Source organism: Dokdonia sp. Asnod3-C12 (genome assembly GCF_045063975.1).
GTDB lineage: Bacteria > Bacteroidota > Bacteroidia > Flavobacteriales > Flavobacteriaceae > Dokdonia.
Genome location: NZ_JBEFNY010000003.1, coordinates 1803674 through 1829750, shown reverse-complemented (window position 1 = coordinate 1829750; position 26077 = coordinate 1803674). Strand labels below are relative to the sequence as shown.

The following is a 26077-nucleotide window of genomic DNA, read 5'->3' as shown; positions in this document are numbered from 1 at the left end:
AAAAATAAAAAAACTCATCAAACACCTCAAATAATCGACGAAAAGCAGTATTTTTTAGATTAAAAGAATATTATTAGTTAATTAAACACATTTTCTGATGTAACAACTGCTCTAGGGACAATTGCTTAAATTTTAATTCCCAAATCAATATTTATGACTAGACTAACCATACTACTGCTAGTTGTTTTAAGTACTGTATACTCTTTTAAATCCTACAGTCAAGAGACAATCTCTCAAGAAGAAATCTTATTAATAAAAGAAAAGCAATTCACTGTCGCAGAGATAGACTCTCTGATGCCCGCCATACTTGCCTTATTTAATGAGTCTAGTTATGAAAAAGTTATTGAGGTTGTACCACACCTTCTAGATAACGCTAAGAGAGTCAAATCACCTATTACTACATCTCGTTTAAGAAGTATTCTAGGAAATGCATTTATACAAGTAGACAATTTTCAGGGTGCAGAAGATCTTTTTAATAACGCCATTAAAGAAAATAAAAAGTCTAATGACACCTTTAATCTTGCTAGAAATCTTACTAATCTGGGAAATACTTTTTTTGAAGAAGATCCAGACAAGGCCATCACTTATTTTGAAGAAGCACTCGCCATAAGCCCAGAAATTGAAAATAGTATCCTAGTTGATTTTATATCGAATAACAACCTAGCTGAGTTATATGTAATAAAGAAGCAGCCAAATGAGGCGCAACACTATCTAAATCAAGCAAAGGAATTACTAACGAAAGATGATTTTAATGGAAGGAAAAACAACTTTGAAGGAACCGTCTATCACGTTCAAAGTTCTATCTATCTATTACAAAACAGACCTAAAGAGGCGATTGAAGCAATTAATTACTCCATGGAGGTAGCTGGTGATGAACAAGATGACAACTACAAGATTGATAATTATAAAAACCTAATGAAGGCCTATGAAAGCATAGGCAACTACGAGCAAGTAAATAGCATACGTAAAACCTATGATGTACTCGTCGAAAAGAGATACGAAGCAAACAAAATAAAGCAGCAAAAAAATGCCACCTCTCGCTTTAACCTCAATAAATTTAAACAAGAACTACGAGCCTCAAAATTAGAAAATGAGCTCACGCTTCAAAAGGCTGGTGAAAACAAATTACTTTTAAGAACTTCACTCGCACTAGCAGCCATCCTGCTCTTATTTATTGGGACTTTATTACATGGTAGAAAGAAGCGAAAAAGGCTCCTTGATAATTTAAAATCAAAAAACAAACAATATCTTCAAGCCAAAAAGAAATCTCAAAAACTAGCTAGAAGTAATACTAAATTTCTTTCTACAGTAAGCCATGAGTTAAGAACTCCGCTTTATGGAATTATAGGACTTTCTTCTGTGTTTCTTGAAGATCCAGCGCTCAAAAACCATACAGAAGATTTAAAATCTTTAAAATTCTCTGCCGACTATCTACTGGCACTTGTAAATGATATATTAAGCTTAAATAAGTTTGACTCAAAAGAAGGCGAGCGTATCCAGAAGACTAACTTTAGACTACATAAATTAATACCTCACATTGTACAAACCCTTGAGTTCATAAACAAGAAAAATAATAACACTACAAAGGTGATTATTGATCCTAATATACCAGACACCTTACTAGGCGATAAGACTAAAATCTCTCAAGTCCTCATGAACTTATCGAGTAACGCAAGTAAGTTTACCGAGGATGGCACAATCACCATAAAGGCCACACTCCAAGAAAAGAATAAAGATGTAAACACCATACTCTTTAGTATAGCAGACACAGGACAAGGCATTGCCAAAGAAGAACAGGCAAAAATCTTTACTGAATTTGCTCAAGTAGGAGCTATGTCAAACCATCAAGGTACAGGCTTAGGTCTTCCCATTGTCAAGAAGATTTTGCACATTCTTGGTAGTAAATTATCCCTAGTAAGCAGGCCAAATAAAGGATCTACGTTTTCATTTACAATTGATCTAGAAACTGGATCCGACTCCTACCTAGAAGTCCAATCAGATATCTCAAGCTATGAACGTCTCAAAGGTAAAAAAGTACTTATAGTAGACGACAATAGCATTAACCAACTAGTAACTAAAAAGGTACTTGAACAATACGGTATAAAAAACGAAAGTGCCAGTAATGGACAACAAGCTGTGAGCGCAGTAAAGAATAATGCTTATGATTTCATATTGATGGATATTAACATGCCTATTATGAATGGTATTGACGCAAGTATTGTTATAAGAAAGTTTGACAGTATAACTCCTATCATTGCTCTTACAGCCACAAGCTATAAAGAGGGAGATAAAGAACTAACAAAACACGGCATTAACAATAGCATACTCAAACCCTATAAGACAGAGATTCTTTTAGACATGCTCTTAATGTATAGCTCGACCTAAATGGTCACATATACATTTTACTTGACTTTCTTATTTACTTCTTATCGAAACTGACCTATTTGTGATGAGGGTTATCTTATTCTTTACGCTTTCGCGAAAATAGCTCTTTCAGTTAAGTTTTCTTCTAGCCTGAATGTTGTGAAAATAGGGTGTTTTTTAATATCTAATCCTCTGAAAGATTTTAAAAATCTTCAAGTTTTTAAGAATATCCAAGTCTCTTCTTCACTCCACACCAAGTAATTAACCTCTACTCTTCTAAAAATTCTCTAAAACAAGGAGTTCTAACTCAATAGACACCAAAAATCACAACACACTTTAAATCAATAAATTAAAACATTTTTAAACGTTTACAAATACTTACAAACGACTATAAACGTAAGTAAACGTTTAAAAGTCGGCTAGGGATTGTGAGCTGTCGCATATTTGCAGTGTTCTTATTTACAAGTGGTTATTATAATTCACTTACTAAGAACAAATGATTTTTTCGAGAAGGGCTCGAGAAAGAAATATAACTCAATTTGGTAGGCTTAACCTACTCAAGAAAAACACATTATTATGAACGCATTACGCAACAAAGTACAGTTAATTGGAAGATTAGGTCAAGAACCAGAAATCACAACATTTCCAGATGGAAATAAAATTGCCAAATTCTCCATGGCGACAGATGATTCTTACAAAGACAAAAATGGTCAGAAAATAGAACGTGCATACTGGCACAACATCGTAGTACGCGGCGGCCTTGTCAAAGTGGTAGAAAGCTACATCCAGAAGGGACAAGAAATCGCAATAGAAGGAAAACTTACTAATCGTTCTTGGGAAGATAAAGATGGTGTAAAAAGATATATGACAGAGATTGTTTGTAACGAGTTATTAATGCTTAGTAAAAACAATTAATATTACATTTTTAATAATAAAGGCGCCCTCACAAGCGCCTTTTCTTATTTTATTTGCTCTAGGATAACAATATCGCAATTACGTATATTTATATCTTAAAATACAAGCGATGAGCAACACCTATAAAACCACCGTAAACGAGGAGCATGAATTCGAGATTTCTCGTGATCAGCTATCTCAGTTAGACGCGGTACATACCTCTCAGAATTCTTACCATATTCTAGAGGATAATTCTTCTTTTAAAGCAACAGTAGTCTCCTCAGATTTTAGCAAAAAGACGTACAACATTCAGGTAAATAGCAACAACTATGAAGTTGTAATTAAGGATGAGGTTGACATTCTTATTAAGGAAATGGGCTTCACAGTAGGAGCTTCAAAGCAACTTAATAATCTTATTTCTCCTATGCCAGGTCTTATTATTGATGTGCAGGTCTCTGCTGGTCAAGAAGTAAAAGAAGGTGACACGCTGGTGATTCTAAGTGCCATGAAAATGGAAAACAGCTTTGTATCCCATACAGACGGAGTTATCAAGGCCGTGCACGTTGTAAAAGATGACGCGGTAGATAAAGGGCAATTACTTGTAGAATTTGAAGAAGAAAAATAGATGAAAACTATAAAGAAAATATTGATTGCAAACCGTGGTGAGATAGCTATCAGGGTAATTCGCACGGCTAAGAAAATGGGTATTAAAACAGTAGCCATTTACTCTACTGTAGACCGTAATGCACCACACGTGCGCTATGCAGACGAGGCCGTTTGCGTGGGTAATGCACCTTCATCGGAGTCGTATTTACTAGGTGATAAAATTATTAAAGTTGCTCAAGAACTTAACGTAGATGCAATCCACCCTGGCTACGGATTTTTAAGTGAGAATTCCGCTTTCGCGAAAGCGGTAACAGAAGCACAAATGATCTTCATAGGCCCAGAGGCACACGCAATAGAAATTATGGGAAGTAAGCTCGCAGCCAAAGAAGCTGTAAAAGCATATGATATCCCTATGGTACCAGGTATTGATGAAGCTATCACAGATGTAGAGAAAGCAAAAGCAATCGCCGCCGAAATAGGATACCCCATTCTCATAAAAGCTTCTGCCGGAGGTGGCGGAAAAGGGATGCGCGTGGTAGAAAAAGACAGCGAACTAGCATCACAAATGAGTACTGCTATTAGTGAAGCGACTGCAGCCTTTGGCGATGGATCTGTTTTCATAGAAAAATATGTTGCATCACCTAGACACATTGAGATACAAGTGATGGCAGATAATCACGGTAATGTGATTCACTTGTTTGAACGTGAATGTAGCATCCAGCGTCGTCACCAGAAAGTAGTAGAGGAAGCTCCGTCTGTAGTCCTTACTCCGCAACTTCGAGAAGAAATGGGGCAAGCTGCAATAAAGGTGGCAAAAGCATGTAACTATCGCGGCGCAGGTACCGTAGAGTTCTTGCTAGACGATCAACATAATTTCTATTTCTTAGAAATGAATACTCGATTACAAGTAGAACACCCAGTAACTGAACTTATCTCAGGTACAGATCTTGTAGAATTACAGATACGCGTTGCTCGTGGTGAGCAATTATCTATCGCTCAAGAAGACCTCAGCATAAAAGGACATGCGCTAGAATTACGCGTGTATGCAGAAGATCCTCTCAATGACTTCTTACCTAGTGTAGGAAATCTATCTACTTACATACTACCAGAAGGAGAAGGTATACGTGTAGATAATGGATTTGAACAAGGAATGGATATTCCTATCTATTACGACCCGATGCTTTCTAAGCTTATTGTTTATGCACCTACGCGTGAAGAGGCAATAGAATTATTATCTAAAGCCATAGATGATTATAAAATAGAAGGTGTGCAAACTACACTTCCTTTTGGAAAATTTGTTTGCGAGCATGATGCCTTCCGCTCTGGAAATTTTGATACGCATTTTGTAAAAAATTATTATTCTCCAGAAGCTTTAAAAGAAGGCTTTAAGGAAGAAGCACGTATTGCTGCTCTTATTGCTCTCAAACAACATATTAAAGAACAAAATATCTTACGCCTACCAACTGTATAACCTATGGATGCTAATATAAAAACGCTTAACGAAAAAATTGAACTCGCTCACTTAGGTGGCGGTCAGAAACGTATAGACAAGCAGCATGAAAAAAAGAAACTTACTGCTAGAGAACGCATACACTACTTACTAGACGATGGCTCTTTTGAAGAAATAGGTATTCTTGTTACACACCGTACTACAGATTTTGGTATGGAAAAAGAAATCTATTATGGAGATGGTGTAGTTACTGGTTATGGTACTGTAAACGGTCGTTTGATTTATTTATTTGCACAAGATTTTACGGTTTTTGGAGGAGCACTCTCTGAGACACACGCCGAGAAGATTTGTAAAGTAATGGATCTCGCTATGAAAACCGGAGCTCCATTAATAGGGCTTAATGATTCTGGTGGGGCACGTATACAAGAAGGTGTACGCTCACTAGGAGGTTATGCAGATATCTTTTACCGCAATGTACAGGCATCTGGTGTAATCCCGCAAATCTCGGCTATTATGGGACCTTGTGCGGGTGGAGCAGTATACTCTCCAGCAATGACAGACTTTACTATGATGGTAGAGAACACCAGCTACATGTTTGTAACGGGACCAAATGTTGTAAAAACGGTCACTAATGAAGAAGTAACCTCAGAAGAACTAGGTGGCGCAAGTACGCACAGCTCAAAATCTGGTGTGGCACATATCACCTCTTCAAACGACGCACAATGTCTTGAAGATCTTAAATCTTTATTGAGCTACTTGCCGCAAAATAATACGGAGACACCTAAAAATTTACCGTTTACACTTAAGGATGAAGTGCGTGACCAACTTGCAACCATTATCCCAGATAGTGCAAACAAGCCTTATGATATGCACGAGGTCATTACGGGTATCATAGATGAAGATTCTTTTTATGAAATTCATAAAGATTATGCTGAGAATATCATTGTAGGTTTTGCTCGTTTAGGAGGTCGTAGTGTGGGTATAGTTGCAAATCAGCCTATGTTTCTTGCAGGAGTGCTAGATGTAGATAGCTCAAAGAAAGCTGCTCGTTTTACAAGATTCTGTGACTGTTTCAATATTCCGTTGCTCGTTCTTGTAGATGTTCCAGGTTTTCTTCCAGGTACAGATCAAGAGTGGAATGGTATTATCACAAACGGAGCAAAGTTATTATATGCCCTTAGTGAGGCAACCGTACCAAGAGTGACCGTAATCACCAGAAAAGCATATGGTGGCGCTTATGATGTGATGAACTCTAAGCACATAGGAGCAGATCTTAACTATGCATGGCCTAGTGCTGAGATTGCAGTAATGGGAGCAAAAGGAGCCAGCGAGATTATATTTAGAAAAGAAATAAGCGCAGCAGATAATCCTGAAGAAAAACTACTTGAAAAAGAAAGTGAGTATGCAGAGAAGTTTGCAAATCCTTATCGCGCCGCACAACGTGGATTTATAGATGAAGTGATTATGCCACAAGATACTAGACGCAAGCTTATAAAAGCATTTAGCATGCTAGAAAACAAGAAGGTCGAGCTCCCTAAAAAGAAACACGGTAACATTCCTTTATAGCGTCATATCTAAGAAAAATAAATACACCATTGCTGTATAAAGAGGCGCTCATAAGAGCGCCTCTTTTAATTGGTATTAATAACTTTGTAAGATGGTTGCAACACAAGAATTACACTCCCTTTTAAAAACTCATTTTGGCTACGATAATTTCCGCCCTAACCAGCAAGAAATTATAGAATCTGTGTGCCGTGGAGATGACGCACTTGTCATAATGCCCACGGGTGGTGGTAAATCCATGTGTTTTCAATTGCCAGCACTCGCACTAGATGGGGTTGCTCTTGTAATCTCTCCACTCATTGCCCTAATGAAAGATCAGGTTGATGCGCTACGTGCAAATGGTATAAAAGCAGCCTACTACAATAGCACACAACCACTTGAAGAAACTCAGCAAGTATTAGCCGATTTACAAAGCGGCGCGATAGACCTCATTTATGTTGCTCCTGAGAGCTTACAAATGTTAGACGGAGCACTTAATGCCGCAACCATTTCATTAATCGCCATAGATGAAGCACACTGTATCTCATCATGGGGTCACGATTTTAGACCTGCTTACACACAACTAGGCTATTTAAAAAGACGTTTCCCGAAAGCGCCACTTATTGCCCTTACCGCAACTGCAGACAGATCAACACAAGATGATATTGCAGATCAATTAGGAATAAGCAATGCAAAAAAGTACGTCTCTTCTTTTGATAGACCTAACCTCTATCTCGATGTGAGACCTGGTCAAAAACGTAATGATCAGATTCTTGATTTCCTTGAAGAGCACCCTGGAGAAAGTGGTATCATTTACTGTCTTTCAAGAAAAAGCACAGAGTCCCTGGCTGCCAAACTACAAGCTAACGGTTATAAAGCAGCTGCATACCACGCAGGGATGCACGCAGAGCAACGTTCAAAAGTGCAAGAAGATTTTATAAATGACACAACGCCTATCATCTGTGCTACCATCGCCTTTGGAATGGGAATAGACAAGAGTAACGTACGATGGGTGATTCACTATAACATGCCTAAAAATCTTGAAGGTTATTATCAAGAAATAGGTCGTGCTGGACGTGATGGTTTACCTGCTCACACCTTGCTTTTTTATAGTTATGCAGATACCTTGCAGCTAAGACAGTTTATAGACGGAGCAAAAAATGCCGACTACCAAATGGCAAAGCTCGATCGTATGCAACAGTATGCAGAAGCGCTGAGTTGTAGACGTAAAGTGCTCATCAACTACTTTGGCGAGTTTCTCTCTGAGGATTGCGGAAACTGTGACATTTGTAATAGTCCGCCGGCTTATTTTGACGGTACTGTACTTGCTCAAAAAGTACTTTCAGGCGTTGCTCGTATGCAACAAAAAGAAGCGATGGGTACCGTGATTGACGTTTTAAGAGGTTCGCAAAACGCTCAAGTATATGACAAAGGCTATCAAGAAATAAAAACATACGGAGCTGCAAAAGATGTTCCATGGAGAGATCTTCAGCAATATATTGTGCAGCTTATCAATCAGGGATTGTTAGAAATACGCTTTCGCGAAAGCGGAAGATTACTACTCACCCCACTTGCTAAAGAAGTTTTATACGACGGAAAAAATATACAACTTGCTAAACTCACCAAGGTTAAAACCGAACCTGTTACCAAAGAACGCAAACCTAAAAAACCAAAAGGAACGCTCTTTGAAAAATTACGCGAACTACGCTCAGAGCTTGCTAGAGATGCAAATGTGGCTGCATATATTGTATTCTCAGATGCTTCCCTTAAGGATATGGAGGATCAAGAACCTGTAACTCAAAAGCAGTTTTTAGACATTCAGGGTGTAGGACAAGCCAAAATGGAAAAATATGGCGCAGATTTTATTAAGGTCATTAAAGAGCATGTCCAAAAACCAAAGCCTAAAAGCGGTAGTAAAACGTATCTAGAGACTAAAAAACTCATACAGCAAGGCCTATCTCTAGAAGAAATTGCAGAGACCCGAAAACTCACTATAGGCTCTGTGTACAATCACTTGATGAAGTTGCATGATGAAGGTATGGAGGTAGATTTTTACCAGTTTATACAGCCCGTAGAAGTAAAACAAGTACACGACGCCATTTTAAAAGTGGAAGATGCAGATAAGCTCAAATCTTTCTACGAATACTTTAAGGAAGAGATGCCATATTGGAAAATAAGACTTGCCTTATATTTAAAAGGTAAGTAGTTTTCTTTTTTGCCTATTTTTAAGGCTATGAAAGAATTTACGCTTTCGCGAAAAATAGGCTTTATCACCGGCCCTTTGCTATGTATTTTATTACTCGCAGCACCCGTTGAGCTCATAAATCCAGCGATAGACAAGGTGATTGCTGTCGCTTTGTGGATGATTATCTGGTGGGTTACAGAAGCTGTTTCCATCTCTGTTACGGCACTTATTCCGCTTGCTCTATTTCCCTTACTCGGTATTGGAGACATAAAGGAAGTCGCCAGTAACTATGCAAATCCTATTGTGTATCTATTTTTTGGAGGATTTGTAATCGCGCTAGCGCTAGAAAAAGTTAACCTGCACAAACGGATAGCCCTCTCTATTCTTAAAATTACAGGCACAAAGGCAAACGGAATCATACTAGGCTTTATGATTGCCACTGGTTTAATGAGCATGTGGATTTCAAACACAGCAAGTACTGTGGTGATGCTCCCAATCGCCGTTTCTGTCATTCAACTTCTAATAGATGACGAAGATGGTTTTACAAAAAACGACCGCAACTTTGCTCTAAGCATTATGCTAGGTATCGCCTTTGGCGCAAACATAGGAGGAATGGCAACCTTAATAGGCACACCGCCTAATTCTGTAATGCTTGCATTCCTTAATGAGAGTTATAATATAGACATAGGCTTTTTCCAGTGGATGAAAATGGGAGTTCCATTCTCCATCATACTTATGATCATCACATATTTTATGATTACAAGAGTCTTCTACAAGAATAACCTAGGCACCATTGGAAAGTCTGGAAATATCATACAGACCGAGTTAGATAAACTTGGTCCTATTTCAAAAGGTGAGAAAGTAGTCTTAGCCATATTCCTCATTACAGCAATCTCGTGGATGCTACGCTCCTATCTCAACCAGCTACTACCAGAAATCACACTTACAGACACAACCATCTCTGTGATTGCGGCGCTGTTGATGTTTATAGTACCTATTGATTATAAAAAAGGTTCTTTTCCGCTCAATTGGGAAGATACTTCTCGATTACCTTGGGGAATTTTAATCCTCTTTGGCGGCGGTCTCGCACTTGCCTCTGGACTAGCACAATCTGGTTTTATAGATATGATAGGTTCATACATATCACAGCAGGAAGACTGGAGTATGTGGGTGGTGACTGCCGTGCTTATTTTCTTAATGCTCTTTATGACCGAGTTGATGAGTAATGTAGCACTAGTTACTATTTTGATTCCGCTAGTGGTAGGTATTGCGATAGGGATGGATGTGCCCATTTTACAAATGGTGATTCCAGTGACCCTTGCTTCTAGTTGTGCATTTATGCTACCTATGGCAACACCACCTAACGCCATTGTTTTTGCAAGTGGTCACGTACGCGTAGACCAGATGGCGCGTGTGGGTGTGGTTTTAAATTTAATTTCGGTGGGATTATTATTTGCGCTGGCTTACTATGTGGTTCCAGTATTATTTTGATTTTTAATCATTAAAGGTATATTTGTAAGAAAAATCATTCTATGAAGTTAAAATTACTCTTTGGTTTATTAATGTTTCAGAGTGTCGTAGCTCAAGCTCAAGAAATTTTTACTGATTCATTTGCGGGGCAGGGAGCTCCATTTTCACTACACACCATAGATGATGAATTATATGTAGGCCTTTTCGACCTAAACGCTAACAATATGGCTTACATTCAAAAGGTGCCGTTTAACGACCCTACTAATAAAACTACAGTAGCTGAAGCCCCGCCTGCAGTTGGTTTTATAAAACTAGCTTATGACGAAGATTCTAACACTCTTATAGGTGGAACAGCTAGTACTTTGTACAAGCTGAATTTAAATGATGCATTACCTGTACAAGGAGAGGCGATTAACAACTCTGCTATAAATACCCAAATGGGTGTAGTATTATCTAACAGTGTACTGTACTTTGTACGAGGTAATACAATTTTAAAATATTCTATAAATGACACTAACTACACAGAGACCATAGTTTTTGAGAATAATAACTCCATAATTATTGGAGAGGTTTTTAATAATGAGCTTTATTTCTTTGAGCACACAGGGACCACAAACAACTTAGCCTTGTATAAAATCAATATTGATGACAGCTCTCCAGATCCTATACTAGTTTCAAATATGGATGGTTATCTTGGATTTGTGCAAGATGTCTACTTAAAAAATAGTTTACTATACGCTACAATTGAACTCTCGGCAAACCATAGTATCATTAAGTTTGATCTAGAGAACGCGCTACCAATTAGTCCCGAATTTCTTTTAACTCCGGACAATGCTCCTTTAGGCATCACTAGCTATGAATCCAATCTATATTATATCACTGGATCACAGAATATTTTCTTAATAGAAGATCCAGAATTATTAAACACAAAAGATTTCAAGAGAGAAAATTCAATTGTTTATCCTAATCCTGTAGTTAACGATAGATTGTATATAAGTTCTGAATCAAGTCATAGGTTTCAGTTAATAGATATCAATGGGAAAATAGTTTTGCAAGGAACTCACAATCGCGAGGCAATTACTTTGCACAATATAAACTCTGGAGTGTACTTTTTGAAACTATTCAATAGAGATGGTGAGGTTCTAGAAACTCAAAAAGTGATAAAAAACTAGCCACTGGGTACTATAGATTTTTGCAAAACCATTTTCTAATTTAAGGGTGTTGTTTTAAAATCACGCTTTCGCGAAAGCGTACTCATATTATAACTCTGTAGGTTGAATACCACTTACACGTATGCCGAGGTCTGTGAGTGTTTTGGTTTTCTTTTCATTACCCGTAATCATCGTAATGGAATTTACTTCTAGATGTTTTAAGATTTTTGCAGCTGCACTAAAATCACGATTATCCTTATGAAAGCCTACAGCCTCGTATGCATCTGCTTGCGCCATTCCTTGCTTTTTGAGAGGTAGTGTATTGAGCAAAGCATAATGACCGTTGCCCTTGCCTTCTTGCTCTAGCCAGATTAGAATACCCTTTCCTGCACGTTCTATAAGTTGCTGAGAAATTTCCATTTGCTCACGACAGTCGCACTCTATACTATTAAAATGATGGGCAAAAATACACGAGGAATGTACTCTACAAAGCACATCTTCCGCTCCGCTCACATCTCCCATCACTAGCGCGTGACACTCCTTGATACCGTCATAAAAAAGAATCTCTTTATAGACACCATATTTGGTTTTAATAGTTCCTTCGGCGAGTTGTACGATCATTGTGTTGCGATATTAGTAGATTTACTTTTTTACCATTGAGATAAACAACTCCTTACCTGCACGAGCAGCTACTGAGTTATAGGAAGTCTCTATTTTTTGAATATCAAAGTGTTTTGAAAACAAGTTTTTATATTCGGTAGTGCTTCCTCCGTATGGCGGTCCTTTTTCGGTGAGAGGAAAGTTAAAAAGTAAGCCTACAAGCTTTCCTTTAGGTTTAAGCAATGTATGCATATGTGAGGCGTAAGCAGGTCTTAATTCTGGCTGTAATGCGCAGAAAAATGTTTGCTCCATGATAACATCAAACTGCCCTTCATATGTAAAAAAATCTTCTTGTATAAGTTGCGAACTAGGAAAATCTGGCACTCGCTGTTTCAAATTTTCTAATGCAAGTTGAGAAAAGTCTACTACATAAACATTCTTAAATCCCTGCTCCCAGAAGTATTGTGCTTCATAGCTATAACCGCCACCAGGGATTAAAATTTTAAGGTCCCTATTTTCTAATTGATTGAGGTAGGCTTTGATAGGTGGAGAGACCTCTTTTAGGTCCCAACCTGTGCTTCCCTCTGCATAGCGATTATTCCAATATGTTGACGTGAGTTCCATCATTTAGGCTTTAGTTTTAAAACAACATCTAGTGCATAGCAATTTAAGTAAATTACGTGTAGCGAGTGATAAATGTAGCATGTGTTACTTGTAGTTACGCTTTCGCGAAAGCGTAAAAAATCACATTACTCAGCTTCAGGATTCATAGGGATAGTAAAATAAAAAGTGCTCCCTTCATTAATTTTTGAAGTCACCCAAATATTTCCTTTATGTATCCCGACAATCTTTTTACAATGCGCAAGTCCTATTCCGGTGCCTTTATATTGATCTGTTGTATGTAATCGCTGAAAGATAGAAAAAATACGTTCCTGATGATCTTTACGAATACCTATTCCGTTGTCTTTAAAAGAGAATTGCCACATCTTCTCATTAGGATTTTCTAGGCTCGCAGTCTTACTCACTTCTATATGTAATGTGGGCGATGTACCTTCTGCACAAAACTTTAAAGCATTTGTAATTAAGTTTTGAAATAATAAGCGTAGTTCAACTTCTGAGCCCATAAGTATGGGAAGCTTAGCATATGTGATAGATGCTTTTTTCCTTTTTATAAGTGCATAGATATCCTTCTCTAAGTCTTCTACCAACTTGTTACAATCTACCTGCTTAAAACTTCTAGTCTTACCTATGCGTGAGTATTCTAGCAACACGTTAATAAGCTTAGCCATCCTCTCACTTGCCTCTTCTATAAATTCAAGACTCTGATTACCTAAATCGTCAAACTGTGCACTATAATCATTCCTTATGAGCCCAATGAAGCTAGATATGGTATTGAGAGGTTCTTGTAAATCATGGCTTGCTATGTAGGCAAACTGCTCGAGGTCTTCATTTTTCTGACTGAGCTCTTCTGCTTGGGCTTGTATTTTTGCATTTTGTAATGCAAGCTGCTTTGCAAGATTACTTTTACTTTGATAATTCTTATAAATTACAAATCCTGCCACCAGAAATAAGAGAGCGATAATACCTAAAAGCCAGTTGATATTCTCTCTAAGAGATAGCTCCACAGACTGCTCATCAAGCACTTTTTTCTGGACACTGAGGTTTAAGTTTTGATTATCAATACTATCTTGATTGCGCTCTATTTCTTCTGCATTTTGAACTAAAATGCGCTGTCTTCTTTCAAGTTCTTCCAGTTGAGATTCATTTTCTACTTCAAGCTCTTTTGCAATTTCTTGCTTTTCTTCTATGGTTTGTTTTTGAATCTCATCCTCATCGAGCAAATCTTGAATGGAGTTATTTTTTAGTTTTACAATCTCTTGAATCGTATCTATAATCTCGTTTTTGTTATTAATCTCTCTTTGGTGAGCTATAATTAAAGAGTCCTTTCTCTTTGCGTTTTGCTTAGCTAGATTAAGTGAGTCTTGTGCTTCTATAAAAAGTGATTGCCACTTTTGTGAAGTTTTAATGGCGTAAAATTTTAAGGAAGGAGCAATAACAAAATCATTACTGCGCAGTAGTTCCTCATTGATTTGATGTCTAAATGTATTTCCAACTCTAACAATATTTATCATCGAGGCATTAAAAGCATAACCCTCAGACATTACTAATATGCCTTTTCCTTCCGAAGACTGAAGAATATAAGGCATCTGGAAATTGTACTTTTTATTGACGTACAATATATCTACATCTGCTATATCTTTTACAGTAAGAAAATTGATGATTTCAACCGGTTTAGACTGTATTTGTCGTTTTTGAGCTATTGACTTGAAGTCAATAATAGTTCTATCTGGGCCTAGTACTCCTATCTTAAAGGTGTCACCAGATTGAGGTGACCAGTTTACTTGCTGTGCAATATTAAAGACGTAGATAGCCCGTTGAACTCTAGAAACTTGTTCAATGCTAGTCTGCGCTTGAATTTGAGTAGAAGACCCAAAGATTATTAAGGCGACCATAATCTTAAGTGCCGTTAATAGTTTGAAGTCTTTCATGAATAATACATCCTTATTATAAGCTTAGAGATAAACTTACAAAGTAGTTTCTACCTTGTACACCAAACTGGCCTACTCGCCTGCTATATGTAAAATTACCATTGCTAGTATTTGATGAATGCGTGTGCTTATCTGGATACACGTTAAAAATATTATTCCCTCCTATAGCAGCACTTACTCGTGAGTGGAACTGATAATGAATAGAGAAATCTGTGAGAACCTTTGCCGAAAACTTTTGATCTCGGGACTCTACATTTCCTGTAAAGTCATTTACAACCCAGTTGTCGCTATTTCCATCATCTGGGTGGAAATATTCTACAGGTCCAAATAAGGTGTTATTGAAGTGAATTTTAAACTTTTCAATATCATAAAAGCTTCTCCAGCTCAATTTATATTTAGGCTGTCCTTTCTCCAGCCTTCCAATTTCTTCTCTACTAAAAATGACTTCTTCTGCTCCCTCAAAAGCAATAGGCACTCTTATATCTTTACCTACAGTCGTGGTATTGACATTAAAACCTAAAGAACTTTCTAGATTACCATTACCTACTTTGTTTTTATAAACTAACGCTAGATCTACACCTTGGGTATCTGTATCTATTGCATTTGTAAAGAACTGAGCTGCTCCAACCCCAAATGGCTCTAGGATTTCTTCATAACCATCAGATATGAGTCCTGAAAGTACAATCCTATCCTTGATTGCTATGTAGTAATAGTCAAGCGCAAGAGAAAAGTTTGCATTAATCTTACTACTTAAACCTAAGCTATAGTGATTAGATAGTTCTGGACTTAGTCTATCTACATTAAAAGCTTGAGCAGCAAGAGCGCTTTCATTATTAAAAGTACCTACCTGTAAGATATTACCATCAATAAACTGCGTGCTTATATTTTGAAAAAACACTTGATGTAGTGATGGCGCTCTAAATCCTGTAGCAATACCACCTCTCAAACTTGTATTATTAGTTACCTTATAACGAGAGGCCACTTTCCAAATCACTTGACTCCCAAAGTCATTATAAAGCTCATTTCTGGCTGCAAGTTGTATGAGCCACTTATCATTAACGTTTGCTTCGATATCTAGGTAAAACGAGCTGTTTGTTCTAAACTTATTAAGTTCATTTTCTGGTTGAATTCCAGGAAATACTTGCGCCCCTGCAATTCTTGGTGCCTCAAGCCCCTCACTATTAGTGAAGACGCTGCCGCCATTAATATACGAAGCCTCTTCTCCAGCACCTATCTGATAGTTCTCTACTCTTAGCTCTGCTCCGAAAGAGAAATTAAGACCTGACCTCCAATCAAAAGATTTTGAAAGATCTAAGTTTGATGTATTCTGACTATATAAAAATCCTCCTGCATAAAAAGTAGTAGGAGACGCAATACCTAAAGACGCATTATTAGAGTTATTAATAGTATAATCAAGAGCATTCATCCCGATAGTATGACTAAAATCTATTCCCCAATTATGCTTACTTCCTCTCAAACCAAGTGTCACAGCGTCATCTTGAATGTCTGTTAGGATCTCTGGAGAAAATCCATTAGGAAACAAATCTGTAATTACACGGTCTTCATCTTTGGGAAATCTATAAAAACCAGCAGATTTTCCTTCTCTATAATTTCGTCCACCGTGCAGGTACACTTGGGCACTGTCTGAAACTTTAATTTCTCCATTAAAGTGAATGGCTAGATTCTGTGTTTCGGCATTACCTACCTGCATTACTTGCCTATCTGAATAACCAGTTTGATCAAAAAAATTATTTTGATCTATGAGCGCATTATCCTCTTCTTCATTATCTACATATACACGTCCCGTGTAATTACCAGCTCTATTAGTGGCTTCTCGTTTTCTATATTCACCTGTAATATTTAAAAATCCTTCCTTGCCTAACTTCATACCAAAATTTGCTCCTGCAAATTGTGTTAGACCATCACCCTCTTCATTAATTTTTAATAAATTATTTAAGGTAACAGCGTTAGTTTGTTTTTTTAGAATGATGTTGATAACCCCTGCAATCGCATCAGATCCATATTGAGAAGTTGCGCCATCTCTTAGTATCTCAATACGTTCTATAGCACTTATGGGGATAGCATTAAAATCTGTACCTACGGCACCCCTACCTATCGTACCATTCACATTGAGTAAGGAGCTATTGTGCCTTCTTTTTCCATTGATAAGCACAAGAACTTGATCTGTACCTAATCCTCGTAGTGTTGCTGGATCTATATGATCCGTACCATCAGAAATTGTTTGTCTAGTCGAATAAAATGAGGGTGAGAGGTAATGTAATATTTGGCTTAACTCTATTTGAGAAGAGTTTGTAATTTGTTGTGGTGATATGATATCCACAGAAGCCGTGTTCTGAAATGAGGAAACAGGATCAGATCTTGTACCCAATGATATAGGCTCATCTACAGAGAAACCTGTCTCTAATTTGAAATTTACTTTTTGTGTTTCACCAGCTTTTACTACAACTGTTTTATAAAGTACATTATACATTACAAAACTTGCAGATAATACATACTCTCCTTCATCTACTTGAAAAGAAAAAGCTCCATTAATATCTGTTTGTGTAGTCTTATTGTAACCTTCTATACTTATGGTAGTACCTGGTAATATTCCAAAATTATCTGTAACCACTCCTTCTATCGTAGCTCTAGATTGAGCAAAACTAAGAGAAGATATTATGCACGCAATAAATAACGTAATCTTTGATAAAAAAGACATTAACTGGGGGTAATTTATGGTCTTAGCTCAACGGCTAATGTATTATTGATTATTTCTGTTAGTACAGTGTTAGAAAGCATCTTTTCTCTTATTCCTTTAACGCAATCATATGTATTCAATCTATCTTGATTTTCTGGTGAAGGCAGAGTCCCTAAAAGCATTACAATTTGACTATTTCTAAGCTTTCTGAGGTGATATTTATCAAGAAAGTCCCATCCATTCATCACAGGCATATTAAGATCTAAGAAGATAATATCAGGATTAAATCCTGCATCTAATACCTTAATTGCCTCTTCTCCATTAACAGCTACCAGAATTTCAGAAAAAAGCGAAGACCTCTCTAAAATTATTTTATTAAAGAAAGTTATTGGTTTGCTATCGTCTATTATTAAGGCTTTATAAGTCAAGCTAGTGAATTATTCTGAGTACAATTAGACAATACATTGTTATATACTTTCAATACATTATCTAGTATGTCGAAGGATAGTGGTTTATTAATAAAGTCAATAACCTTATAATTTTGAATTGTTTTATTTACGTGCTCTGGGTTTGAGGAACTAGAGAGAATAATTACTTTAATATCTTTTCTGAAATCTGAGCACATCTTCTCGTATTCATCTAAGAATTCCCAGCCATTCATAGCTGGCATATTTATGTCTAAAAAAATAAGATCTGGTTTAGGCGCTTCTCCTGATTTTACCTGAGATAAAAATGCAAGACCTTCGTGTCCGCTTTGAACAGTCTTAATGTGTTCAAAGGAGTTGTGCTTAATAACGACGTGCTGATTAAAAAAATTTACGGCTTTATCGTCGTCTATAAGGAGGACTTTCATCATGTTATTGCTAGGGAGTATTTGAATTGCTCACAAATAACAAAAAGTTGAGCATTCATTTTAGCCAATCAAGAAAAATTTTTATTTATTCGACCAAATATCATATTTAAACGGCTAAATACCTAATCAAATAGCATTGTTTGCACCAACTATTAATAAAAGTTAATAAAATGAGCCATTTCCACACTTATTTACTCTTAATGTAGAGCCTTCTCATTTTTTTCATCTATCCAATCTTGTCCTTTTCGACGTCTCATGAAGTTGTCATAATGTCTCATGTAAAAGACATTGTACAAGGCTTTCCTAAGGTTAGAAAAATTTCGCGGAAGCGATCTTAAACTCATACTAAAACCAGGCGTTTCATACTTCATATAATGCCAGTATCCTTCTGGCATATACAAGGTCTCACCATGGTTGAGATGGCAAATAAATCCTTTAGCTTCCTTAAGCTTAGGGAACTTATCATAATCTGGATTATCAAAATTGATATCCTCTCTTGTAATTAGAGAATAAGGTACTTTGTAAAGGTTAGGCGTTTCACTAGGAGGGAATAACACACATTGCTTTCTACCTTCAAAATGAAAATGTAAAATATTTGCCCAGTCTATATCATGGTGCATAAACACCTTACTTCCCTCGCCCCCAAAAAAGAGCATAGGTATCTGCTTGAGTAATCTCAAACCTATTTTAGGAAATTTAAAATCGTTTTTAAGAGAAGGGACCTCCTTCATGAGGTTATACAAGAAGATGCGATAATTAGTAGGTCCTTTTTTAAGTAAATCTATATAATCGCTCATACTCATTGTAGCATGAGCTTGGTTAAAGCCTTCATCATGCTTTACAGGTCTATCATCATAAAGAGGTACTTCTTTATCACCAGCTACCTCCTTGATGTAAGAAAGACGCCATTTATCATAAGCATCCCAGTCATCTACTAGATGCTCGATCACTACAGGTTTTTGGGGCTTCACGTAATCCCTTACAAACTCCTTCTTAGTTATAGAATGTACTCTGGGAATGGATTGTAACTGCATAATAAATAGAATTAATTAACCTAAATAATTAAATACCTAAAAGCACTAACTCCCTGATGGGAGTTAGTGCTTAGTATAAAACTATTTTATATACCTACGATATTTACAAACCAGCAGTTCTCCTTATTTTAAAGATTTTCCTGCAAGCTTTGCTTCTTCGTTTCTATCGATTTTGTGTCCAGGTCTTGACCATTTTGGCTTTTCACCTAATGACTCAAACTTTGAATCCACGGCTTCGACAGATGCTGGCTGCGCCTTTTTTACAAATGGTTTTTGTGGAGTAAGACCTAGTAAGTCAAACATCTTCATATCCTCATTTACATCTGGATTAGGTGTAGTAAGAAGTTTATCTCCAGCAAAAATAGAATTTGCACCAGCAAAAAAGCACATTGCTTGCCCTTCTCTACTCATATCTGTTCTACCTGCAGATAGTCTCACTTGTGTTTGTGGCAGTACAATTCTCGTAGTTGCTACCATACGTATCATCTCCCAGATAGAGATAGGATCTAAATCCTCCATTGGAGTTCCAGGTACTGCTACAAGTGCATTTATAGGTGTAGATTCTGGCTGCGGATCAAGTTTTGCAAGCGCCACGAGCATTCCTGCTCTATCTTCTATTGCCTCACCCATTCCTATAATTCCACCAGAACATACCGTAACATTTGTTTTACGTACGTTTGAGATGGTATCAAGACGATCCTCAAAAGCTCTTGTAGAAATTACATCTTTGTAGTAATCTTCTGAGGTATCTAAGTTGTGGTTGTATGCGTATAATCCTGCTTCTGCAAGACGTTCTGCTTGATTCTCGGTTACCATACCTAGCGTACAGCATACTTCCATATCAAGCTTATTAATCGTGCGCACCATTTCTAGCACGTTGTCAAATTCTGGTCCATCTTTTACATTACGCCATGCCGCTCCCATGCATACACGAGAACTTCCAGACGACTTTGCTCTTAATGCCTGAGCTTTAACTTGCTGTACAGACATTAAATCATTTCCTTCTATATCTGTGTGATATCTCGCAGCTTGCGGGCAATACCCACAATCTTCTGGACATCCACCAGTTTTAATAGAAAGTAACGTAGAAACTTGTACTGTATTAGGATCGTGATGCTCGCGATGTGTAGTTGCAGCTTCATATAAAAGCTCCATCATCGGTTTATTATAAATAGCGAGTATTTCCTCTTTGGTCCAGTTGTGTCTTATTTCTGTCATAACGTAAAAATATGAAATAGTCTTAAGCAAGTAAACGGCTATCGCTTGATTTTTTTTGAGATTTTAATAACCCTTGCTTGTGTAATATAAGATATGGTGGTTCTAATTACGCTTTCGCGAAAAAGTACGCACCATTCACCTAAGCTCTCTCCACAATAATACTTACCGCATTTCCTCCGAAACCAACAGCATTCACAAGTATCTTTTTCAGTTCGCTATCCTTAGATTTATCTTTAAGATATGGAACTCCTATAAAACGTTGTTCTTGTAACATTTTTACAGCAAGCTCAAGGCTTAATAGTCCACTAGCTCCAAAGGTGTGTCCTATTTTCCATTTATTGGTAGTAAGCATAGGCACCTCTTCTCCAAAAACTTTCTTTATTGCTGCCATCTCAGAGGTATCTCCCTTAAGAGTACCTGGAGCGTGCATTACAATTGCATCTATTTCTGAAAGATCAGTCCCATCAAGTGCCATTGCAATTGATTTCTGGAAACACTCACCTTCACTAGAAATAGAAACTGCATGTTCTAGCTTTTCTGTAGCATAACCTACGCTAGTCACGTATGCCAGTGCATTTTTCTTCTTGCCCAGTTCTAGACAAGCCATTGCTGCACCTTCGCCTAAAACCATTGTATTATTTTTCTTAAAAAGATTGAGTGCCATACTTGGATATGCACTTGTTCCCTCTTCTGTAGGTGTAAGTTTCATTGCTCTTATTTGAGCAATTGTAAATGGCGTAAGCGCTGCCTCAGAACCTCCTACTAAAAACTTTTTGGCCATTCCAGATTGTAACCAAGCTACACCATTAAGTAATGCGTGTAATGCAGTACTACATGTAATAGAGTGAGAAATATCTGGACCGTTAGATTTTAGATCATTTGCTAGCCATGAAGATATATTACCTAATGTAGTAGATGGAGATGCTTGTGTAGGTACAATATTACGTTCCTTATAAGTCTCAAAAAACTTTTCAAAAAGCTGCGTTGCTCCTCTTGATGACCCTACATTAATTCCAAAATCGCCGTCTTTCCATCCTGCTTGTGTTACAGCTATTCTTCCTGCATATATAGCATAAAGAACAGATGGATCTATGCGTAAATAGTTTTTATCTTCTCGACGTATAGCCTGAATGGCTTTTTGGCCTTCTGGTGTTAACCTTGCCGTAAATGCTTCTAGATCTTCTTCCCAAGCAATTTTTGTAGTTGTTTCTTGGTATGCGTTCCACTGCTCTTCAGCATTTGAACCTAATGGAGAGATAGAACCTAGACCGGTAATGGCTATGGGAGTTTTCAAAGTATAATTTAATTTTAGTTTGCGTACACAAAAGTACAATTTCGCGTAAGCGTACCCCATCAATTTGCAAGTTTTCTTGAAAAGTTCTGTAACTTTTACAGCCAAAACGGTACCTATCTAAAAATCAATCACAATGGATAATCAAAACGAACTTATAGAACGCCCTAGCTGGTGGAAACGCAATTGGAAGTGGGCAGTGCCCGCAGGAGGATGCCTTACCATAATCATTATCGCAGTCGTTTTGATAGTGGGTGGTGCCTTTGCATTTGCAAATAAAATTAAAACAGCCTCTGGAAGTGACGAAGCGCTCATTCAAGTTCAATCCAATCAAGAAGTGATTGCTGTGCTAGGCACACCTATAGAAAGTGACGGTTTTGGGAGTTTTAATATCTCTATTAATAATGGAGTAAAAAGAAGTAACGCCACTACTCCCATAAAAGGCCCTAACGGAACTGGCGTCATACATATCATCACCAGCGGTGAGGATGATGAGAAAGTGTATGAGGTTTATAATGTAACTATAGACGGCAGCGACCAAGTCATTGAGCTGGAGCCAAAAGCGATAGAGTAGTCTTTAAAAATGATCTAAAGCCTCTTGTATTGCTGTATAAACCTGAGTGAGCTCATTATCTGTAATCACATACGGAGGAAGCACATAAACAGTATTACCTAGCGGTCTAAGTGCCACGCCACGTTTCATAAAAAACTGGTACAACTCATCACGTAAATTCCCATAGCGCTCCATTTCTATATTGAGATCTATGGCTATAATTACACCTTTTGTGCGTACATCTCGCACTTTAGGATGCGCTGCTACTTGTTGTGCAAATACTTGATGTGCCTTTTCTATACGCTTTCGACTGTCTGTAATTTCTGAGCTTTGCAATACTTCCATACCTGCAATCGCAGCGGCGCAGCCTACTGGGTGAGCGCTAAATGTATGTGCATGAAAAAAACCTTTGTGCACCTCGACGCTCAAAAAGCTATCAAAAACTGCTTGCGTACAACTTGTAATACTAAGCGGAAACATTCCTGCAGTAAGTGCCTTGCTCAAGCACATTATATCTGGCTTGTTTTCCAATTGGTCACAGGCAAAAATGGTTCCCGTTTTTCCAAAACCAGTCATTATCTCATCTGCAATGGTGAGTACATTTGCCTCTCGGCATTTTTCAACTAGTGCATCAAGACCATTTACAGAGTGAAATTTCATTCCGGCAGCTCCTTGCACTAGTGGCTCAAAAATAAAAGCAGCGCATTTATTTGTTGCGAGTATCGCATCTAGCTTAGCCATCACTTCCTCTAGATTATCTTCTTGAGGGGTAGGTATTCTTACAACTTTAAGTAAAAAATCTTCAAAAGGTCCATTATACGAGCTCAATCCAGAGGCACTCATCGCTCCAAAAGTGTCTCCATGAAAACCGTCTTCAAAAGCGATAAGTGTATCTCTCTTATCACCTTTATTGTGATACAACTGGATTGCCATTTTTATAGCTGCCTCAACCGCTGTAGATCCATTATCATTAAAGAAAACCTTCTCTTGATTTTCTGGTAGTATCTCCATTAACTTTTCAGCAAGTGTGATTGCTGGAGGATGCGTGAAGCCACTAAACATTACAAAATCCAGCGCCTGCATCTGCTTATGCATTGCCGTTGTAATATGCTCATTGCCGTGACCATACATGGCGGTATACCATGAAGCAATACCGTCTATATATTCTTTACCATCTTCATCATACATTACCGCTCCTTTTGCTCTCGTAATTACAACAGGATCCTGCGCAGTCTGATGCTGCGTGAGCGGGTGCCAGAGATGTTTTCTATCTTTTTCTTGAGTAGTCACAGTAGTAATTTTTGAGTAAAGTTAGCTAAGGAGTTGATTATCTTAAATCTCTAGTTAGTAAAGATCTATAGGGCTTGTAAGCTTTCGCGAAAACGTTCTGCATACTCTGCTATTACATTTTCATCAAAATAAGGCTCTTCATCAATGCGTCCTATAATGGTAACACCAGTCATATTCTCAATGATTGCCTCCGTTGTAGGATGTTCTTCTCCAGAAAAAATTATTCCAGCCACAGAAAGCCCTCTTGCTTTGAGTAGCTCGATAGTCAATAACGTGTGATTTATACTTCCTAAATAATGACGAGATACTACGATCACTTTATCTGAAGGCACTATTAAATCGGCTATGGTTTCTGTATTATTTATAGGTACGAGTATACCACCAGCTCCTTCTACTACGAGAGGTTTAGTCGTTTCAGGACGCTTTATAGAGGCGGCAGTAACTGTAATGCCATCAATCGCTGCAGCAGCGTGCGGACTCATAGGTGTCTTTAGCGAATAACTATTATCGTGATATTGCGATATTTCATTATCAACTAGGCGCTTTACTTTATGAGTATCACTATTATCAAGATCTCCAGCCTGTATTGGCTTCCAGTAGTCTGCTTCTAGTGACTGTGTCACGATTGCTGCAGCTACCGTCTTTCCAACATCTGTAGATATGCCTGTTATAAAATATGTCTTATTTGATTTCATTAAATTTTGTTTTACAGTTATCACAGCGATACTCGTATTTTGTATAAAATGGAAGCGCGCCAAAAACAAAACCTAGGAGAAAAGCTCCTAGAGATCTAATATCTGAAACGGTTGTAAAAAGTGCAACTTCCTCACTATTACAATTGGGACAATGCACAGGCGAACCATCTTCGGCAACAGAATACGCTGAGATTTCACTTAAGATTTCTTTAGCTCTTGACTCTTGATCTGAAGGCACTCGTAGTTTTACACCTCCAATGGCATTACTCACTAATGGATCTGTATCGATTGTATAATTATCTGCTAGAAAAGCCTCAATACCTTCTGCAAGTAGACGACCTTTAAAAATCTGAGCTTCACTTGAATATTGAAACTGAGCAATGGTTACAAATGTGTTTGACATAGCACAAATATAATCTTCACATTACATATTAGTAAGCTATAACTGCGCTTTTAAAATAGCCAGCAATGCTGTTATTTCATCTTTCGTATTATATGCGTGTAGGCATATCCGTAAGCGCTCTTGACCTTCTGGAACTGTGGGTGATAAAATAGGCTTCACCTCAAAATTTTCCTTTTCAAGCTTTCGCGAAAGCGTTCTAACCTTTTCATTACCCACCACCACAGCACAATGTATGGCAGAGTCACTCTCTATAAATAAGCTGTCAAGCCCTATCTTTTTGACAAGACTATTGAAGTGACTTATAAGTTGCTGTAGATTTCCCACTGCTGGCAACTGCGTATCGCTCCGTACATCTAATTGCTCGTAAGCCGCCATTATCGTAGCGACAGCATGTGGCGGCAATCCAGTTGTGTAAATAAATGATCTCGCAAAATTAATTAAGTACGTGCGTAATGGTTCACTACATAAAATTGCTGCTCCATGTGCTCCCATACCTTTTCCAAAAGTGATAATACGTGCAAAAACTTCATTTTCTAGCGCCAACTCTTGCACTAAACCAAGTCCCCTTTTACCCATAACACCTGTTGCATGAGCTTCATCAATTATGAGGTAGATATTATGCTTTTTACAAATTTGAGAAATAGCAGTTAGATCTGGTGTATCACCATCCATCGAAAAAACGGATTCCGTAACAAGATATATCGCCGTTGTAGTTTCTTGATCATCTAGATGATGCATCGCTTTAAGACGAGTGACTACGGTTTCTATATCTGCAATATCATTATGTTTAAACTTATAACCTCTAGCAAGACTCATCTGGATGCCATCACGTATGCTAGCATGGATATACTCATCGTAAAGAATGAGATCACCTCGCTGTGGCACGCTTTGGAAAAAACCAATGTTTGCATCATAACCGCTATTAAACATAAGAGCAGTCTCACTATTATGAATACCAGCAATTAAGGTCTCTGCCTGACTATAAAGTGTATGATTACCAGATAACAGTCGGCTGCCGGTGGCGCCATTTGCAATAATTTGATGTTTGTCTAAGATTTCTTGTGCTCGCTGCGCAATATTTTTGGCAATAGGAAGGCTACTAGAAAAACCCAAATAATCGTTGGATGAAAAATCCACCAAACCTGACGAAGTATTAAGTGTTCGCAAAGAATCACTGTCTCTGCGTATGCTAAGTTTTTTCTGTAGTTTTTCTGGTAACATACGGTAAAGA

At 37.6% G+C, this 26077-nt stretch carries 22 protein-coding genes; 9 read left to right on the top strand and 13 right to left on the bottom strand.

Annotated elements, in window-relative coordinates; genetic code table 11:
- Positions 1-153 precede the first annotated feature (153 nt).
- From ACJJVW_RS08425 to ACJJVW_RS08390, 8 genes are all read left to right on the top strand, one after another.
- A complete protein-coding gene (locus ACJJVW_RS08425) occupies positions 154-2385 on the top strand; it encodes an ATP-binding protein (protein WP_405251327.1) in 2232 nt (743 codons plus the stop codon).
- 555 nt (positions 2386-2940) lie between these two features.
- Positions 2941-3279: a single-stranded DNA-binding protein gene (locus ACJJVW_RS08420; protein ID WP_298322701.1), complete on the top strand. Its 339-nt coding sequence runs from the start codon at positions 2941-2943 to the stop codon at positions 3277-3279.
- Positions 3280-3388: 109 nt separating this feature from the next.
- Positions 3389-3883 (top strand): biotin/lipoyl-containing protein, encoded by a 495-nt coding sequence (locus tag ACJJVW_RS08415; protein ID WP_379952900.1) that lies wholly within the window; start codon positions 3389-3391, stop codon positions 3881-3883.
- Positions 3884-5335: an acetyl-CoA carboxylase biotin carboxylase subunit gene (gene accC, locus ACJJVW_RS08410; protein WP_405251326.1), complete on the top strand. Its 1452-nt coding sequence runs from the start codon at positions 3884-3886 to the stop codon at positions 5333-5335.
- 3 nt (positions 5336-5338) lie between these two features.
- Positions 5339-6880, top strand: coding sequence for an acyl-CoA carboxylase subunit beta (locus ACJJVW_RS08405; protein WP_298322705.1), 1542 nt, complete (start codon positions 5339-5341; stop codon positions 6878-6880).
- A 91-nt stretch (positions 6881-6971) separates the two neighbouring features.
- Positions 6972-9062 (top strand): DNA helicase RecQ, encoded by a 2091-nt coding sequence (recQ, locus tag ACJJVW_RS08400; protein ID WP_405251324.1) that lies wholly within the window; start codon positions 6972-6974, stop codon positions 9060-9062.
- Between the two features lie 27 nt (positions 9063-9089).
- Positions 9090-10532: an SLC13 family permease gene (locus ACJJVW_RS08395; protein WP_405251323.1), complete on the top strand. Its 1443-nt coding sequence runs from the start codon at positions 9090-9092 to the stop codon at positions 10530-10532.
- Positions 10533-10573: 41 nt separating this feature from the next.
- On the top strand, positions 10574-11683 hold the full coding sequence (locus ACJJVW_RS08390) for a T9SS type A sorting domain-containing protein (protein ID WP_298322714.1): 1110 nt from the start codon (positions 10574-10576) through the stop codon (positions 11681-11683).
- 87 nt (positions 11684-11770) lie between these two features.
- On the opposite strand, the gene ACJJVW_RS08385 is transcribed toward ACJJVW_RS08390, so the two are convergent.
- The 9 genes from ACJJVW_RS08385 to ACJJVW_RS08345 all read right to left on the bottom strand — a co-directional run bounded on the left by ACJJVW_RS08385 (position 11771) and on the right by ACJJVW_RS08345 (position 21908).
- On the bottom strand, positions 11771-12283 hold the full coding sequence (locus ACJJVW_RS08385; RefSeq protein ID WP_405251322.1) for a GTP cyclohydrolase: 513 nt from the start codon (positions 12281-12283) through the stop codon (positions 11771-11773).
- Positions 12284-12304: 21 nt separating this feature from the next.
- Complete coding sequence (locus ACJJVW_RS08380) at positions 12305-12889, bottom strand: methyltransferase domain-containing protein (RefSeq protein WP_379952896.1); 585 nt, start codon at positions 12887-12889, stop codon at positions 12305-12307.
- Between the two features lie 122 nt (positions 12890-13011).
- Entirely contained in the window at positions 13012-14811 is a 1800-nt protein-coding gene (locus ACJJVW_RS08375) for a YfiR/HmsC family protein (RefSeq protein WP_405251321.1), read from the bottom strand.
- 16 nt (positions 14812-14827) lie between these two features.
- A complete protein-coding gene (locus ACJJVW_RS08370) occupies positions 14828-17530 on the bottom strand; it encodes a TonB-dependent receptor domain-containing protein (RefSeq protein ID WP_405251320.1) in 2703 nt (900 codons plus the stop codon).
- Positions 17531-17544: 14 nt separating this feature from the next.
- A complete protein-coding gene (locus tag ACJJVW_RS08365) occupies positions 17545-17937 on the bottom strand; it encodes a response regulator (RefSeq protein WP_405251319.1) in 393 nt (130 codons plus the stop codon).
- On the bottom strand, positions 17934-18365 hold the full coding sequence (locus ACJJVW_RS08360) for a response regulator (RefSeq protein WP_298322729.1): 432 nt from the start codon (positions 18363-18365) through the stop codon (positions 17934-17936). Before ACJJVW_RS08360 ends, ACJJVW_RS08365 begins: the two co-directional genes overlap by 4 nt.
- Before the next feature lie 194 nt (positions 18366-18559).
- On the bottom strand, positions 18560-19396 hold the full coding sequence (locus ACJJVW_RS08355; RefSeq protein ID WP_405251318.1) for a cupin-like domain-containing protein: 837 nt from the start codon (positions 19394-19396) through the stop codon (positions 18560-18562).
- Positions 19397-19519: 123 nt separating this feature from the next.
- The gene (gene bioB, locus ACJJVW_RS08350; protein WP_298322735.1) at positions 19520-20614 is read right to left on the bottom strand and encodes a biotin synthase BioB; all 1095 of its coding nucleotides are present in this window, start codon (positions 20612-20614) and stop codon (positions 19520-19522) included.
- Positions 20615-20753: 139 nt separating this feature from the next.
- Positions 20754-21908 carry a beta-ketoacyl synthase N-terminal-like domain-containing protein gene (locus ACJJVW_RS08345; protein ID WP_298322738.1) on the bottom strand — a complete coding sequence of 385 codons (1155 nt, stop codon included), beginning with the start codon at positions 21906-21908 and terminating at the stop codon, positions 20754-20756.
- Between the two features lie 133 nt (positions 21909-22041).
- Between ACJJVW_RS08345 and ACJJVW_RS08340 the strand changes: the two genes are divergently transcribed.
- Positions 22042-22479 (top strand): cytochrome c oxidase assembly factor Coa1 family protein, encoded by a 438-nt coding sequence (locus tag ACJJVW_RS08340; RefSeq protein ID WP_405251317.1) that lies wholly within the window; start codon positions 22042-22044, stop codon positions 22477-22479.
- Positions 22480-22482: 3 nt separating this feature from the next.
- Here ACJJVW_RS08340 and bioA read toward each other — a convergent pair whose 3' ends face one another.
- The 4 genes from bioA to ACJJVW_RS08320 form a co-directional block, all read right to left on the bottom strand.
- Complete coding sequence (gene bioA, locus ACJJVW_RS08335; RefSeq protein WP_405251315.1) at positions 22483-23748, bottom strand: adenosylmethionine--8-amino-7-oxononanoate transaminase; 1266 nt, start codon at positions 23746-23748, stop codon at positions 22483-22485.
- A gap of 65 nt (positions 23749-23813) precedes the next feature.
- Positions 23814-24443, bottom strand: a complete 630-nt coding sequence (gene bioD, locus ACJJVW_RS08330; protein WP_405251314.1) for a dethiobiotin synthase — start codon at positions 24441-24443, stop codon at positions 23814-23816.
- Positions 24430-24846, bottom strand: coding sequence for a DUF2007 domain-containing protein (locus ACJJVW_RS08325; RefSeq protein ID WP_298322749.1), 417 nt, complete (start codon positions 24844-24846; stop codon positions 24430-24432). The genes bioD and ACJJVW_RS08325 overlap by 14 nt, the downstream gene beginning before the upstream one ends.
- A 36-nt stretch (positions 24847-24882) precedes the next feature.
- Entirely contained in the window at positions 24883-26067 is a 1185-nt protein-coding gene (locus ACJJVW_RS08320) for an aminotransferase class I/II-fold pyridoxal phosphate-dependent enzyme (protein WP_405253081.1), read from the bottom strand.
- Between the last annotated feature and the right edge of the window lie 10 nt (positions 26068-26077).